The sequence below is a fragment of the Mesorhizobium sp. LjNodule214 genome (genome assembly GCF_964252735.1).
Taxonomy (GTDB): domain Bacteria; phylum Pseudomonadota; class Alphaproteobacteria; order Rhizobiales; family Rhizobiaceae; genus Mesorhizobium.
This window is the reverse complement of sequence record NZ_CAXUPE020000001.1, coordinates 2,695,442-2,710,677: the sequence shown is the minus strand read 5'-3', so window position 1 is coordinate 2,710,677 and position 15,236 is coordinate 2,695,442. Positions and strand designations below refer to the sequence as shown.

General features: G+C 58.2%; 15 protein-coding genes. 5 read left to right on the top strand and 10 right to left on the bottom strand.

From position 1 onward, the window contains the following. Positions 1-271: 271 nt before the first annotated feature. The 7 genes from ACSQ3Z_RS12670 to ACSQ3Z_RS12640 all read right to left on the bottom strand — a co-directional run bounded on the left by ACSQ3Z_RS12670 (position 272) and on the right by ACSQ3Z_RS12640 (position 7,419). Positions 272-2,005, bottom strand: a complete 1,734-nt coding sequence (locus ACSQ3Z_RS12670) for a hypothetical protein (RefSeq protein WP_436171597.1) — start codon at positions 2,003-2,005, stop codon at positions 272-274. A gap of 237 nt (positions 2,006-2,242) precedes the next feature. Next, complete coding sequence (locus tag ACSQ3Z_RS12665) at positions 2,243-2,389, bottom strand: hypothetical protein (RefSeq protein WP_436171596.1); 147 nt, start codon at positions 2,387-2,389, stop codon at positions 2,243-2,245. Between the two features lie 223 nt (positions 2,390-2,612). Beyond that, the gene (locus tag ACSQ3Z_RS12660) at positions 2,613-3,374 is read right to left on the bottom strand and encodes an FkbM family methyltransferase (RefSeq protein ID WP_436171595.1); all 762 of its coding nucleotides are present in this window, start codon (positions 3,372-3,374) and stop codon (positions 2,613-2,615) included. A 249-nt stretch (positions 3,375-3,623) separates the two neighbouring features. After that, complete coding sequence (locus ACSQ3Z_RS12655; RefSeq protein ID WP_436171594.1) at positions 3,624-4,544, bottom strand: lysylphosphatidylglycerol synthase domain-containing protein; 921 nt, start codon at positions 4,542-4,544, stop codon at positions 3,624-3,626. Next, a complete protein-coding gene (locus tag ACSQ3Z_RS12650) occupies positions 4,541-5,275 on the bottom strand; it encodes a class I SAM-dependent methyltransferase (protein ID WP_436171593.1) in 735 nt (244 codons plus the stop codon). Before ACSQ3Z_RS12650 ends, ACSQ3Z_RS12655 begins: the two co-directional genes overlap by 4 nt. Then, complete coding sequence (locus ACSQ3Z_RS12645) at positions 5,262-6,350, bottom strand: glycosyltransferase family 4 protein (RefSeq protein WP_436171592.1); 1,089 nt, start codon at positions 6,348-6,350, stop codon at positions 5,262-5,264. Before ACSQ3Z_RS12645 ends, ACSQ3Z_RS12650 begins: the two co-directional genes overlap by 14 nt. A gap of 46 nt (positions 6,351-6,396) precedes the next feature. Further along, positions 6,397-7,419, bottom strand: a complete 1,023-nt coding sequence (locus ACSQ3Z_RS12640) for a glycosyltransferase family 2 protein (protein WP_436171591.1) — start codon at positions 7,417-7,419, stop codon at positions 6,397-6,399. A 196-nt stretch (positions 7,420-7,615) separates the two neighbouring features. On the opposite strand from ACSQ3Z_RS12640, the gene ACSQ3Z_RS12635 reads away from it, so the two are divergent. Beyond that, positions 7,616-8,740 carry a glycosyltransferase family 4 protein gene (locus ACSQ3Z_RS12635; RefSeq protein ID WP_436171590.1) on the top strand — a complete coding sequence of 375 codons (1,125 nt, stop codon included), beginning with the start codon at positions 7,616-7,618 and terminating at the stop codon, positions 8,738-8,740. Beyond that, positions 8,737-9,855 (top strand): glycosyltransferase, encoded by a 1,119-nt coding sequence (locus tag ACSQ3Z_RS12630; protein ID WP_436171589.1) that lies wholly within the window; start codon positions 8,737-8,739, stop codon positions 9,853-9,855. The genes ACSQ3Z_RS12635 and ACSQ3Z_RS12630 overlap by 4 nt, the downstream gene beginning before the upstream one ends. Before the next feature lie 79 nt (positions 9,856-9,934). Here ACSQ3Z_RS12630 and ACSQ3Z_RS12625 read toward each other — a convergent pair whose 3' ends face one another. Continuing rightward, positions 9,935-10,528, bottom strand: a complete 594-nt coding sequence (locus tag ACSQ3Z_RS12625; protein WP_436171588.1) for a biotin transporter BioY — start codon at positions 10,526-10,528, stop codon at positions 9,935-9,937. 114 nt (positions 10,529-10,642) lie between these two features. On the opposite strand from ACSQ3Z_RS12625, the gene ACSQ3Z_RS12620 reads away from it, so the two are divergent. Next, on the top strand, positions 10,643-11,551 hold the full coding sequence (locus tag ACSQ3Z_RS12620; protein WP_436171587.1) for an MBL fold metallo-hydrolase: 909 nt from the start codon (positions 10,643-10,645) through the stop codon (positions 11,549-11,551). A 3-nt stretch (positions 11,552-11,554) separates the two neighbouring features. Here ACSQ3Z_RS12620 and ACSQ3Z_RS12615 read toward each other — a convergent pair whose 3' ends face one another. Next, positions 11,555-12,340 carry a DUF1499 domain-containing protein gene (locus ACSQ3Z_RS12615; protein WP_436171586.1) on the bottom strand — a complete coding sequence of 262 codons (786 nt, stop codon included), beginning with the start codon at positions 12,338-12,340 and terminating at the stop codon, positions 11,555-11,557. Positions 12,341-12,517: 177 nt separating this feature from the next. Beyond that, the gene (locus ACSQ3Z_RS12610; RefSeq protein ID WP_436171585.1) at positions 12,518-14,146 is read right to left on the bottom strand and encodes a fatty-acid--CoA ligase; all 1,629 of its coding nucleotides are present in this window, start codon (positions 14,144-14,146) and stop codon (positions 12,518-12,520) included. Between the two features lie 187 nt (positions 14,147-14,333). On the opposite strand from ACSQ3Z_RS12610, the gene ACSQ3Z_RS12605 reads away from it, so the two are divergent. Beyond that, on the top strand, positions 14,334-14,690 hold the full coding sequence (locus ACSQ3Z_RS12605; RefSeq protein WP_436171584.1) for a hypothetical protein: 357 nt from the start codon (positions 14,334-14,336) through the stop codon (positions 14,688-14,690). Positions 14,691-14,839: 149 nt separating this feature from the next. Next, positions 14,840-15,229, top strand: coding sequence for a DUF427 domain-containing protein (locus tag ACSQ3Z_RS12600; RefSeq protein ID WP_436171583.1), 390 nt, complete (start codon positions 14,840-14,842; stop codon positions 15,227-15,229). Positions 15,230-15,236: the final 7 nt, after the last annotated feature.

Sequence of the window (15,236 nt, the reverse complement as noted above, 5' to 3'; positions counted from 1 at the left end):
GGTGCCTCCGAATCCTACCAAGCGATTGCTTCAACTGTGGTGTGCAACGACTATGGCTAAAGATGGGGATTGCAAAGGTTTAGTCCTGGTGCGATGAAGCTTTGTGGTGTGCAGGGGTCTTGGCACTCGTTCGCCACCTGCGTTTTCACTGCCCTTGTTCGCGCGCGCGACACATGAACGAAACAGATCCTGTGCCTTGCCCTTTGCCATGCCCGAAACCTCCTATGGTTGCGGGCAGAGTAGTCTTAGGCAGGAATCGTCAATTGGGCGGCTAGTTTTGTCGCAACCGGATGATCGCGTAGTCATCGGTGCGCGTCACGGACAATGCCTGATTGGCTTCCAGAGTGTCGGCAAGATGTAGGAGATCCGCCTTGAATTCTTGCTCCACCGGCCAACCGCGAGTCGGGGCTAGATTGTCGATGAACGACAGCGCGACAGCATCTGCAGTCTGGGTAGTTAGCACTTGGGTCACCAGATCGGCATAGTTGGCGCCAATCGTCCGGTCCACTTCGCGTTGAGGGAATGCCTGTAGCGAAGCTGGCCATTGGTCGAATGCAGCGGCAACGTTCTTGTCACCGCCGATGTTGAACGTTTTGATCCTAATGTTTGGCGCCAGAAAGGTGATGAATGGGTCATTGCCCCAAGGCGCAAAGAAGACCGTCTCACCATCCCCGAAACTCTCATCAATGCCGGAAGCCATCGCTTCGACCTTCAGCATGTTGTCTCGGTTCGTGGCGTAGGTGGCCAGCCAGGATTGATGTGGCAAGTTGAACAGCACGACAGCAATCGCCACCACCATCGGTGACCCGGCAAAGCTTCGGCGTCCTGCGGCGCTTGCCATGAACGCGGCCCATAATCCGAACATGCCGAGAACTGCCCACCGATAGCTGGCCCGCATGGCGTCGAAGCCCGGCAGGCTCGATGAGATCCACCCCGTTCCGGTAGGGATCGGAGCATATGTCTCCGGCATTGTCGGGCCAGCGACGCCGTCCGGTTTCAGCGCGTAGAATTTGAACGACGGGCCCAGCGAGAAATAGAAGCCGATTAGGGCAATTGCGATGAACGCGTAAACGGCTCGCCTGTCGCCTCGGCTGACCGCAAGGCCGACAGCTGCAGCCAGCATCAGAAATATGGCATGCGAAGTGGTGAACACCGAGGGATCACCAAAATAGTCGGCGGCCGCTCTGTTTTCGGCGAAACCAGCCCAGTCCGAAAGCCACAAAAGCCCAAGAACCGGACGAAACAGGAACTCTATATTTGCGCCCCAACCTCGAAAGAAGTCCAGTGGCGCTTGGTCATAACTCGATCGCCCGATGTAGAGCGCATAGAGAATATACGCGATCAGGAACGCGGACCCGATCAATGCGATCCGAAGGGCCGAAAGCTTCCAGGCTTCCCCGCTGACTATTCTCACCGCACACAGGCAGGACGATGCGACAGCAAACATCACGAACGTATAGCCGTCCATGAAGATCGAGATCACGGCCGCTGCGACAAACAGCGGAAAGGTCGTCCTCAGCGCCGGACCATTCGCCCATACGATCGGCCAAGCGCACATTGCATAGAATGGAAGCAGCGACATCCCTAGCGCCAGAGCCGAGTAGCTTTCGTGCATCCACAGCATTGGCGTCGACAGCCACATTGCTGCGGCTGTGAGCGAAAATATCCTGCCCGCGTCAAGAAGCCGCCCAAGCTGATAGCATCCCCAAAATGCCAAGATCAGCCAAGCTGCAAAGGATAGCGAATATGCATCGGCGGCATTGAAACCAATTTTCAGAAAGACTGCCGCTGTCAGAGATGCAGGAAGTCCGAAGGCGATGGCAGCGGGAACCGGATTTCCGATATCACTGGCGAAGACCGAAAAAGCGTTTGCGAACGATCTGGCAAAGCCCATCAACGAGAGAGCTTGCCCGAATGCGGGCATAGAGTAGCCCGGGATTGCCCCATGCAACACCAGCACGAATGCAACGAAGGGCAGTGCTGCAATCGCAGTAAGAAGACGCATGCTCACTCTAGATCAGCCGCCGTCCGGTCCTACGCACCTCTTTGCGCCCTTTGGCAGAGTCGCCAATTCGGCATTGGTGCGGCAAAGGTTGAATCCGGCGGCGGGGTTTTCCGGCGCGGGCTGGGCAATCGCCCAAACAACCCAAAGCGCCAGAAAAACCGAAACAATGACGTGCACGACAGGTTTAGTGCTCATGCTGTTGTGTACAAAAGCAGATGCGAGAACGCAATAGTGCCGTCAGGACCACGGACCCTGCGAAACCATCGTGTTCAGCCCCATCGGCTTGATGCGGAAGAACGAGTTGCGCTTGATTGTCGGGGCACCGCCGGGAGCGGCGGAATACTGGAACTGCGGGATCACCGTGCCGGCGGCGTTGATGCGCATTTCACCCCGAAGCTATCCAAGCCGATGCCGTGGTCGGACATCGCTCAAGAAGACATTAATCAAGGGGATGCGACGATCGTGGACGCTGACATGAAGAGGGACGGCTACACCTGCGTCGCACGCCTGCCCAACAACGCCAAGTTGTTAAAACGGGCTCCCGGTCCGGACGGTTGCTAAAAACCTGCCTATTGTCGACAACGTGTCGATTCACGATAAGATAAGTCTATCCGATAGATCTGAAGGAGCAGTAGAGGTCATCCACGCATCCGGCCGATACCAGATTGTCATGAATAAAGGTCAAGGCGGCGTGGTCGCTATCAATCAATAGCGGCTGCCCAGCTTTGAAGCGATAGACGTAGGGGAACATTTCCCGCAACAGCCGCAGCAGGTCGCGCGGGTTGATATCCCGAAAGCCAACCATCGTGAAGGCGTTGAACTCGATGAGTAGCGAGGGCTTTAGCCGCTCTATCGTGTCTCTTCCGCCCCGCAGAACGTCTATTTCGAAGCCTTCCACGTCAATCTTGATGAAGTCGATCTTGTTGATGTGATGGGCCTCCACAAACGCATCGAATGTCGACATCTGAACAGTTCCCGTGGGCGAATGTCCAAGCGTGTCTTCCGTGACAAGGTGACTGGCAGAGGCCGAATCGGGGTTGGAAAAGAAGGAGAGCGATCCTTCTCTTGCTCCCAGCGCCATATTGTGAGCATCCACCAACGCTGCGTTGGCTTTGATCGTATCCAGCAGGAATGGGAAGACGTTCGGGTCCGGCTCAAAAGCGTAGACCTTCGCAGTACCTTGCTTCGCTGCGACAACAGCCGTCATTCCGATATTTGACCCGATGTCGAAAACGACTGCATCACTGGGAAGAGCACGCATTGCGTATGCAAACGGCTCATCAGGTGCGGCGTGGTCAAAGTAGCTGTCACCCTCACGCCCGCAGAGGGCGATGTCTTGCCCGTCAAATTGAATGTGTCTTCTCTGCATTTGCTTTCTCTCGGAGTAAGAATGAGCCGTCTTCCCAGCACGATGCCATCGCTATAACCCACTGACTAGATTCAGACCAGCGGATGCTGGCAAGGGTCGTTTCCTTGAGCAGCAGACTACGCTTCGCCGAAAGATCGGCGCGACCCTGAAAAGCCTCCTAGGCGATGCCGAGGACGTAGACACCGTGTCGCCGCTTTTGCGATGACCAAAAAACCTACCGTCCAGCGAACCAATGTTATTCCTATCCTCTCAACTCAACTTTCTACGCTGAAGCATCGCATTCCCCGCGACGAATCCGATCAGGTCTGCGACGGTCGCTGCCAGTCGAACTGTCAGCGCAACCAGCGCTGCTTCGTTTGTACTTACGCTTGGGCCAAGCAGCAGGATCGTGGTCGCCTCGCGCACTCCGATACCTCCCGGTGCGCCAGGCGTGACATAGCCAGCGAGAAACGATGCGGTCGCGACTCCAAGGCAAGCGACAAACTCGATCGTAGTTTCCGGAAACAGCAAACGAGTTGCGGCAAATAGCGCCAAACCGTTGAGGGCAAAGCAGGCGAGATCGATCAAGGCAATGGCGGCAAGGCGCTTTCGCGATGCGATCAGATCGGCCCACAGTTGCCAGAGGACAGGCTTCAGGCGCGCCCGAAATCGTGCCGCTGCAAAAATCATCATGGCGCCAAAAATTGCGAGTGCCGATGTGATAAGAGTGATGCTGATGCGGCTGGCAACGTCGCCAAGCACCGCTAACAGCCAGTCAGCCATGAAAGCGACAACCAGCGCCACTCCAGTCGCTAGAAGCACAACCACCTCAACCAACATTGCCTTCGATGAAGCGCCAATGGGGACGTCGTATGCCTTGAGTACTGCCGCTCGCCCGACCAGATGCCCAATGTTACCAGGTGCATACTTGCCGATCTGTGTTGCTAAGAAAACAGCGCAGACCAGCGTCAAAGGCCTCCGGCCTCCGAACATAGACAATAGCAACTGCCAGCCAATGGAAGCGCAAACCAGACTAACAAATGTGCAAATCGTGGCTACGACCAAAGCGCACGCAAAAGTCGGCTCAGAAACAACGCGTATCAGCGCCTCGGGCGAACGCGCGATCGCCAACGCGAAATAGACGAGCCCGACCAGGCAAATGCCAATGCCGGTATACCGCAATAACCTCATTTATCTTTCTTTTCAGCAACAAATATCAAGGTCGGCATTATGGGTTTGAGAATTCCCCAAAGCGGGGCGAGGTTCTTCAATAGGAACCGTATGTAGCGGCTGCTAAATTCAACGTCGGCAACAACAGTTATGGCCTCTATAGTCTTGTCGTTCTGGGTAAGACCTGATTGATCGAGTAATCTCCTCGCCATTCCCGCAGCCATCGGGTAACAATCATAGATTGGAGCAGCGCCGAGCGCTCGAAGAATGACATGCGCGATCCCTCTGGGTAGCCAACTAAGGAAGGGCACACGATAGTGCGGCTCTACAAGCCGCCATTTATTAGGAAAAGCGAGATAAAGTATACCAGTATCTTTTAGGCAGCGCTTAATTTCGGAAAGATGGACCATTTGATTTCTCTCTGGTCCAACATGTTCAATAACGTGGTTCGAGATGATAAAGTCAAATTCGCGGTCAGGAAATGGAAGTAGAGCGTCATGCACCAGGGAAAACTGATAACCGCTCTCCACTTGACGCTCATCTGCAACATCGACAGCAAATGTTCCCTCGAACCCAAATCCAATCTCCGAAAAGTATTTGCATATATACCCTGAGCCACTTCCAACTTCTAACATTTTCATGCCGGGACGAATGTCCGAAAGGCGGGATAGACGATGAATCTTGATCGCTTTCAGGTACCGGGACTGCTCGTCGAGAATCGCGTGCGTCCTATTTTGACTATGATCGCCCATAGACTGCACTTTCATATTCGTATTTTGTATTTTTAGCAACTTGATCCCATGAGTAACGCTTCGAAATCAAATGAAACGCGTTCCCGATGAAATCTTCGCGCTCTTTTCTCGACCATCGAGCGATTGATGCAATAGTCTCAAGCCAAGCGCTTACGTCTCGCTCCGGAACTAGAAAGCCGGTCTCTCCCGGGATAACCGCATCCACTATCCCTTCGATTGCTGAAGCAACAAGAATTCCCCCGTCCGCCGCAGCCTCCAATGCTGCAAGCCCAAATCCTTCTATGTCAGTTCCGTCGCTGGAAATGTTGGGCATAATGACAACCAATGCCGCACGCCTAAGGTGAGCAATGTCCTCGTTGCTAAGGGTTCCAAGATATTCGGCCCTCGGATTTGAGGAAATTGCAGACCATTCTTGGCTATCCCATTTCGCGCCAACAACCTTCAGCGAAATATCCTGTGGCAAGCGGGGTAGAACGTGCTTAGCAAACCACGACGCGCCCTTCCGCGGAACGAGGCGGCCAACAAACAAGACAAATTTGCCAAACACATCAGGATGGCTCTCGATCGTCGCGAAAGGCTTCCTCTCATGTAGATTCACTCCCAAAGGCACAACAGCGACCTTGCTGAAACCGGCAGTCTCGCAAAGCAGCGCTGTTGCCTGAGAGATGGCAACAACATTCAACCTATTCCCCATCACGCGAACGCATAGGCCAAGGTATTGCCGATAGAGCCAAGGGAAAAGGCCCTTCCTATGTGCAAAGACAATATCTAACCCATATGCGGTAATGAATACAGGACACGATCTTCTCAGCACAAATGGAAGAGCGATTGGCCAACTGACAAGATCGCCAACATGGACGATGTCACGCTGAGGTCCAAGAAATGCCCTAACACAGCAAAGTGCTATGAACACGATTTGCCGAAAGAGATTCGGCGGTCTGCCGCTATTTTTTCCAGGAAGGGCCCACACTTCTACATCATTTCCAGAAGAAAGATGCTTAGTTAACTCAACACTATACACCTCCATCCCCCCAATCGCAGGAGGCCATTTTCTTGTAGTAAATAAGATCTTCATTGGCTTCAGACCACCAATCCAGTCCCGCAATACGCTACATCTAGAGTCACACTGAGTCTCCAGTCGCCTTCAGCCTCACAGCTTTGGCGCCCGGATTCAGGTCGGCACGCTGTGCATAGCGGATGTCTTCAAGAAGCTTGCGATTGGCCGCTATCACATCGGCCAGAAAGGCTACGAGAAGGCACTGGAAGCCCATCGACATGAGAGAGCCCGCCAGGATCACCGACTGTATGTGGCCGGTGCCCGTTCCCGTCAGGTAGAAATAGAGGAAGCGCAGGCCGATCAGGAAGCCAAGTCCGAAAAGAAGTGCCGCAGCAATGCCGAAGAACCGCGCAGGCTGATAGATGACGAAGATGCGCACGATGGTGAAGATCGAGCGCTTCAGATAGGACGGAATGCTCTTGACCAGCCTCGACGGCCGCAAATCGCCATTGACGCGGATCGGCACCGAGACCACGCGCATGTTCTTGCGGCCGGCCTGGATGATGGTTTCCAGCGTATAGGTGTAGTTGTTGAACACGATCAGCCGTTGGGCCGCGTTTCGCGAGATGGCGCGAAACCCGCTCGGCGCATCCTGCACATCGGTGCCGCTGCTGACCCGAACCACCCAGCTGCCGATTTTCTGCAGAAGCTTCTTGACCGGAGAGAAATGCTCTATTTCCGATATCGGCCGGGCGCCGATGACCATATCCGCACGCCCCTCCAGAATCGGTTTGGTAAGGGCCGGAATGTCGGCTGCCTGATACTGGTTGTCGGCGTCGGTGTTCACGATGACATCGGCGCCTCGTGCGAGACAGGCTTCGACACCTGTCATGAAGGCGTAGGCAAGACCACGATTGCTTGTATGACGTACGATATGATCGACGCCGGTTTCCTCGGCGACCCTGACGGTTTCGTCGGTGCTTCCGTCGTCAATGATCAACCATTCGACGCTGTCGAAACCTGTAACGGTCCGCGGCAGATCGCTCAGCGCTATCGCCAGTGTTTCGGCTTCGTTATAGCAAGGAATCTGGATAATCAGCTTTGGCAGAAGTTCGCTCTCTAATTGGGAGGTTGGACAATCGTGCATCTACCATCATCAGACTGAGGCGCAAGCTGTTTTCCCCACGCGAGACTGCTTTTCCAGTTTCGTGTATCGAATTGGCGAGATGTATGTCAGGGGCTAGCCTCGCAACACGCTGCTGGCGGATCGCGCCTCCAAGCGCCTTCTCTTATCCGGTGCAAGTGTCCGGAATCCTTTGTTCAGTTCGTCTCCGGAGAAAAGATTGAAAATCGGGATCGACGGCAAGAACCTGGGATCGGCCACCGACGGAATCGGCAGGTTCGTCCTTAAGTCGATCGAGGCCTTGGCGACGCTTGGCGCCGAGGTGTGTGTCTACGCTCCCGCCCAGATCAACGCCAACTACGAACTCCCGCGCGGCGTTGGCTTGCGAACAGGCAGCTTCAACGCGCTGCCTGCGCGCGCGCTGTGGGGGCAAGTCGTGCTGCCTTCCTGGGCTGCGCGCGACAAGGTGGACGTGTTCTGGGGCCCGGCTCACCGCCTGCCCCTCACCCTGGACGACCGGATGGCACGCGTGGTCACAATCCACGACCTTGTCTGGATCCACGCGCCGGAAACCATGCGCGTCCGGACCTGGATCGGCGAGCGCCTCCTGATGAAACCCGCTTTGCGAAAAGCCGATGTCGTGGCGACGGATTCGAATGCCACGGCAACCGCGTTGACGGCAGAGTTTCCCTGGTTGAAATCACCGATCAAGACGATTGCCCCCGGCACGTCCCCCCTGCCCGCTCCGGGCAGCTTTTCAAGCTTGGAGCATCTCGGCATCACCAGACCCTACGCGCTTTTTGTCGGCACGCTCGAACCAAGAAAGAACCTGCGCAACCTGATAAGGGGTTACGGCCTGTTGCCCGCAAGTACCCGGTCGGGCTGCGACCTGGTCATTGTCGGGGGCAGCGGCTGGAAGCAAACGAGCCTGGCCGATGATGTGCGTCTCGGCGGGCTCGAAAAAAATATCATCTTCACCGGGTTCGTCGACGACGCAAAGCTTGCAACGCTCTATTCGAATTGTCTTTTTCTGGCGATGCCGTCGCTCTATGAAGGTTTCGGCTTTCCGATCGTCGAGGCGCAGTCTTTCGGCAAGCCGGTGCTGACATCGAACACATCGTCGATGCCGGAAGTCGCCGGCGACAGCGGTATCCTTGTCGACCCGGGCAACCCCGAGGCAATCGCCGTTGCATTCGATCAGCTTTGCGTCGATGGGCAATTGCGCCAGAAGATCGCGGCCGGAGCGCGCAAAAACGCGGAACGCTTCACGTGGGAAAATCACGCCAAGGGCATGCTTCATGTTTTTGAACAGGCCATCGAAAAAAGACGAAAGACACTCGCTTGAAAGTTCTGCACTTCTTCAAGACATACTGGCCGGATTCCTTTGGCGGTGTGGAGCGGACAATACACGCCATCGCCCAAAGCACTGCTCGCCATGGCATCGAAACCGAAGTGCTTTCGCTGAGCCGCACTCCCGAGGAGGCCACTCAACGGCTCGACGGACACCTGGCGCGAAAAGCCAGTCTGGATTTCGAACTGGCATCGACCGGTTTTTCACGCGACGTCTTCCGCAAGTTCAAGGCCCTGTCCGGCAAAGCCGACCTGATCCATTATCACTTTCCATGGCCGCTCATGGACGTGGTGCATTTTCAGTCCGGCCACCGCAAGCCGACGGTCGTCACCTATCATTCAGACATCGTCAAACAGAGGCTCATCCTGCCTTTCTACAGGCCACTGATGATGCGCTTCCTCGGCGATGTCGATGCGATCGTGGCGACATCGCCGAATTATCTGGAATCGAGCCCCGTTCTCAGGGCGTTCAGGGCCAAGTCCAAGGTCATTCCGATCGGCATCGACGAAGACGCCTATCCCGCGCCGACCGAAGCCGACAACGACTGGTGCCGATCGACAGTCGCGGAACCATTCGTGCTGTTCGTCGGTGTTCTGCGCTACTACAAGGGATTGGACATCCTGATCCAGGCTGCCGACCAGGTTCGATGCAAGATCGTTATCGCCGGGTCCGGACCCATCGAGCGGCAACTCAAGCTTCAGGCCAAGACGCTACGTCGCAACAACGTGATTTTCCTTGGCGAGATCGCCGAGCCGCGCAAGATGGCGCTCCTTCGCAACTGCCTCGGGTTCGTTTTCCCTTCAAACCAGAGGTCGGAGGCCTACGGGCTTTCGCTCGTCGAGGCGGCGATGTGCGGCAAGCCGATGATCTCGTGCGAAATCGGAACGGGCACAAGCTACGTGAATGAAGCCGACAAAACCGGTCTGATCGTCCCACCTTCGGATCCGGATCGTCTTGCCGAAGCCATCAACCGGTTCGTCGATTCGCCGGTCGAAACGGCGAACTGGGGCCGAGCTGCGCGTGATCGGTACGTTCGTCTTTTCACCGCCGACAGAATGGGGAAGTCTTACGCCGAACTCTATTATCAGCTCGACAGCCGCCAACGCTGAAAGGCGGCCTTGCTTCTGCCGGTGACTCGGCGCGATGCCGGCCTCCGCCGGCTGGCTCTCATTCGGTGATAGATAGATGTCAGGGCTGCTTCGGCAGCAGCGCCCAGGCGGCAGGCACCAGGGTCGCGGCGAGCGCCACCTTGATCAGGTCGCCGACGATGAAAGGCACGACGCCGAACTGCCATGACTTTTCCGCACCGATCAGCAGCGCCAGCCAGGCAAAGCCCATCGCCATCATGACGATTTCGGCGACCAGCATCGCATTGAACAGCTTGACCGGATGGCGGTCCCAACCACGGTCGGCGGCCCAGCCGACGATGGCGGCCATGACAACGAAGCCGGCGAGATAGCCGCCGGTCGGGCCCACCATGTAGGCGAGGCCGATGCCCTTTTCCGGCGTGCCCTGGAAGACCGGGAAGCCCATGGCGCCCTCGGCCATGTAGAGAAGCAGCGTGGCAACGCCGAGGCGCAGGCCGAACGCGGCGGCAATCAGGAAGACGGCGAGCGTCTGCAGCGAGATATCGACCGGCCCGAGCACGACCTTCGTCTTCGCCGACAACGTCAAGAGCAGGGTACCGGCAATCGCCAGCAAAAGCTGCGTCGCGAGCCGTGTCGCGCCTTTTTCAGGCAGAGCCAGAGAAACAAGCGGACGCATCGTCGTTGCAATTGCCATGATCTTCCCCATTCCGGACAGCCGCTGACGTGCGGCCCCGCATTTTCCTATATTGGCTTCCGTGTTATGCGGCAATCGGTTTTGCCGCCTCAGGAACAGAGCTCCACGCCCCTCATGGCCCTCAAATTCGACACCAGCTTCGATCCTGCCTATGGCCAGGCCGTAACCGTCGCACCAGACGTCCAACGCATCACCGCCCGAAACCCGAGCCCGTTCACCTTTCACGGAACCAACAGCTATCTTGTCGGGCGTGACACGCTGGCAGTGATCGATCCGGGGCCGGAAGACGATGCGCATCTCGAGACATTACTCGACGCGATCGGGCTGCGGCCGGTCAGCCACATCTTCGTCAGCCACACGCATCGCGACCATTCACCACTGGCGGCCCGGCTGAAAGAGCGGACCGGGGCGATCGTTCTGGCGGAGGGGCCGCATCGCCCGGCGCGGCCATTGCGCATCGGCGAGGTCAACCCGCTCGACGCCAGCGCCGACATGGCTTTCGCCCCGGACATTGCGCTCCAAGATGACACGCTGGTCCATGGCGACGGCTGGGCGATCAGAACGGTGCTGACGCCAGGCCATGCCGCCAATCACGCGGCCTTTGCGCTGGAAGGAAGCGGCGTGCTGTTTTCGGCCGATCACGTGATGGCGTGGGCGACCTCGATCGTGGCGCCGCCGGACGGCGCCATGGCCGACTATATGGCCTCGCTCGACCGGCTGATCGAGCGAGGCGACCGTCTGCTTTTGCCCGGTCACGGCGGTCCGGTGACCGCGCCGCGCAGCTTCATGCGCGGGTTGAAGACGCACCGCAAGATACGCGAGCGGGCGATCCTGGAACGCATCCGGGGCGGCGACAGGACGATCAGGGAGATGGTTGCGGCAATCTATCGCGACACCGACCCGCGCCTGCATGGCGCCGCCGGCCTCTCGGTGCTTGCGCATCTGGAGGATCTGGTGGCGCGCGGCCTGGTCGCCACCGATGGCGATCCAGGCATCGACGGCATTTTCTGGCCGGCACCGTAAACATCATTCGGCCGGTGCGGCACCCACCTGGCCGGCCACTTCCTGGTCGAGCTCCCCCAGGAATTCCACGATGCGGGCGGCATTGTCGCCAAGGTCGTATTGGCCGTAGCGCGAGGCGGACCGCATGTCGACGATGACGGTGTCGCCATCGTCGGTCACGCGGATCGCGACATCGGCGGGAAGGCCAAGCACGAAGCTTTTGGCGAGCGCATTGATCGTCACTTCGCTTTGCCCGTCGGTTTCCGGGTACGGCGCCTGAAGCTGCCAGTCGCGCCGATCGAGCACGGTCTCGACCGCATCGACGACGGTTTCAAAGGGCAAATTGTAACTGCGACTGGTGACCAAAGGATAGGCATCGCCTTGCAGGCTTTGCTCGCCTGGCGTCGGCGTCGCCAGAACGTTCATGCCCTTGGTGCGGTCAGACGTGTCGATCGCCGGCGGATCGTCGAAATCGGTCGAAATGTCGCTCAGCGGCGGCGAGATCGTCGCCCAATAGGCGGCGGTGCCATAGGGGGCGAGCACCAGAAGCGCCAGCAGGGCGCCGACGGAGAGATCGCGGCCGCCGCGGTCGCCGAAATTCCACAACCTGGACAAGGCGAATCCGGCAAACAGCAAAGCGAAGGCGGCGAGCAGCGCGACGATCGCCAACACCCAGAGAAATACTGGTGTTTCGACGAGATCGAGTCTGTGGCCGACGAGCACGGTCAGCAGCAGGACCAGCGAAAAAGCCGCTGTCCCGCGCGACCAGCCGGCCGCCCTCGACGTCTGTCGTTCAGGAATACTAACCATTCTCAGCCGCACCACCCCAAGCCCGAACCGAGACTTAGAGCAGGATGAATTGGAATTGTCATTCACCCTGCTCTAAGCCTTTGTTTTGTCGCTTGATCCCGAAAAGTCTGCAACTTTTCGGGATCAAGCGCCAGAGCGTTTTGGCTCAGCTTGAAGCTGAAAGACGCTGCATGCCCATCAATCCGTCGGCAGGCGATAGTCCCTGAACTGCTCGCGCAAGGTGATCTTCTGGATCTTGCCGGTGGCGGTATGAGGAATTTCGCCGACAAAGGCGACGTCGTCGGGCATCCACCATTTGGCTACCTTGCCGTTCATGAAATCGAGGATTTCGGTCTTGCTCGGCTCCTTGCCTGGCTTGCGCACGACGACGAGCAAGGGCCGTTCGCCCCATTTGGAATGGGCAACGCCAATGGCGGCCGCCTCGGCGACATCGGGATGGCCGACGGCGAGGTTCTCCAGATCGATGGTCGAAATCCATTCGCCGCCCGATTTGATGACGTCCTTGGCACGATCGGTGATCTGCATGTAGCCGCCCGGATCGATATGCGCGACATCGCCTGTATCGAACCAACCTTCGGCGTCGAACTGCTCGGCGCCGACGCCGCCATAATAGGCGCGAGCGATGGCCGGCCCACGCACCTTCAGCCGCCCGAAGGTCCTTCCGTCCCAAGGCAGCGCCTTGTCGTCGTCGTCCGTTACCTTCATCTCGACGCCGAAGGGCGGATAGCCCTGCTTGCCCTGGATATCGAGCCGCGCCTCGCCCTTCAGCCCTTCATAGTCGGGCTTCATTGTGCACAACGTGCCGAGCGGCGACATCTCGGTCATGCCCCAGGCATGGATCACCTGGATATCGTAATTGTCTTGGAATTTCTGGGTGATGGCGCGCGGACAGGACGAGCCCCCGATGACCACCTTCTGCAGGTAAGGGAGTTTCTTGCCGGTCTCCTCCAGATATTGCAGCAGCATCATCCACACGGTCGGCACGGCGGCGCTGAAGGTCACCTTCTCGGTATCCAGCAGTTCGTAGATCGAGGCCCCGTCCATCTTGCAGCCAGGCATGACCAGCTTGGCCCCGATCATGGGCGCACTCTGGCCGAGGCCCCAGGCATTGGCATGGAACATCGGCACAACCGGCAGGATGGTGTCGCGGGCCGAGATGCCCATGGCGTCGGGCATGGCGGCGATCATAGCGTGCAGCACGTTCGAGCGATGGCTGTAGAGAACGCCCTTGGGATCGCCTGTCGTGCCCGAGGTGTAGCACATGCCGGCGGCGGTGTTTTCGTCGAAGGTCCTCCAGGCGAAGTCGGCGTCGGTCTCGGCCAGCCATTCCTCGTAGGCGACGGCGTTCGGCAGCGCCGTTTCGGGCATGTGCGCGCTGTCGGTCAGCACAATCACACGCTTCAGCGATTTGACCGACCCGGCGATCTTCTCGAGCAGCGGCACGAATGTCAGGTCGACGAAGATCGCCTTGTCCTCGGCGTTGTTCATGATCCAGGCGATCTGCTCGGGGAAGAGCCGCGGATTGAGCGTGTGATAGATCGCGCCGATCCCCATGATGCCATACCAGGCCTCGATGTGGCGCGCCGTGTTCCAGGCCAGCGTCGCGATGCGGTCGCCAAGCGCGAACCCGTCGCGCTCCAGCCGTTGCGCCACCTTAAGCGCGCGGCGGTGAATTTCGGCGTAGGTGGTGCGCACGATCGGCCCCTCGATCGATCGCGACACGATCTCGCGGCTGCCATGCTGACGTTCGGCATTGTCGATCAGCTTGTGGCAAAGCAGTGGCCATTCCTGCATCAGTCCGAGCATGTCTGTTCCTCCCTGCGCTTTTTTCGCGTCTACGCGCTTTTGCCCCATTGTGGGACGAACCGGCGGATTGTCCACCCATCCCGGTGCATTGACCGAAATGACAAGGAAAACCGCCACAATCCGGCCATCGTCGGCGTTAAGGTTTGCTAATGGGCAGGGGTGCGATTGGCGAATGGAAGAGGTTCGCATGGACGCGCAGCTCGACGACAAGGCACTTGAAAACACACTTGCCGAAAGTCTGGCCGATTTGGTGCCGGACACCAAAACCGTCTCCGAAGATGAATTCGTCGAGGTTGTCGGCGGCGCCCTCGAGGCGGTCGGCGGCACGCTGCTGTTCAAGATGTGCGTCGACAACGACGGCGAAGGCCAGCATGTCGCCGCGGCATGCGTGGGAGATGGCGGCAACCGTCAGTTCCTGCTGCTGACCCTGCCAACGGTCGGCGGCGCGCTGAAGGTCGAGACGGCGTCGAGGAGCACCAATCCGGTGGCCGGCATCGCTGCCGCCTATGCCGGGCTGATGGATGTGTTCAAGACCGCGGCCTGAAATCTCGGGACAAGACCAGTATGACAGCAGACCAAGGGAGGGCTCGGTCAGGTTTGCTGCGTGTCGTCCTCGAATGGTGACCTTGCGAAGCGCGGTCATCCGACACACCTAGTGCAGGACGTTCTCACCCCAGACAAGGAGACCCCGTCTTGGACCAGATCGCAAACCCTGCACCCGGCTTTCAGCGCAACCCCGGCAAGGTCATCACCGTCGAGCCCTTTCACGGCACCGTCGTCGTGCGCGCCGGCGATACGATCATCGCCAGCTCGACGAACGCGAAGCTCCTGTCGGAACCGCCGTATCCCGCTGTTCTCTACATTCCGTTCGATGACATCGATTTCAGCCAGCTTGGCAAGACCGAGCACTCAACGCATTGTCCCTACAAGGGCGACGCCACCTACTGGAGCGTGCTGCCCGCGAAAGAGACCGGCAAGGATGCAATGTGGGCCTATGAGCGGCCCTTCGACGAGATGACGGAAATCCGCAATCACGGCGCCTTCTATCCCAGCAAAGTGACGATCGAAGCCACTCCCGACTGAGCGTTCG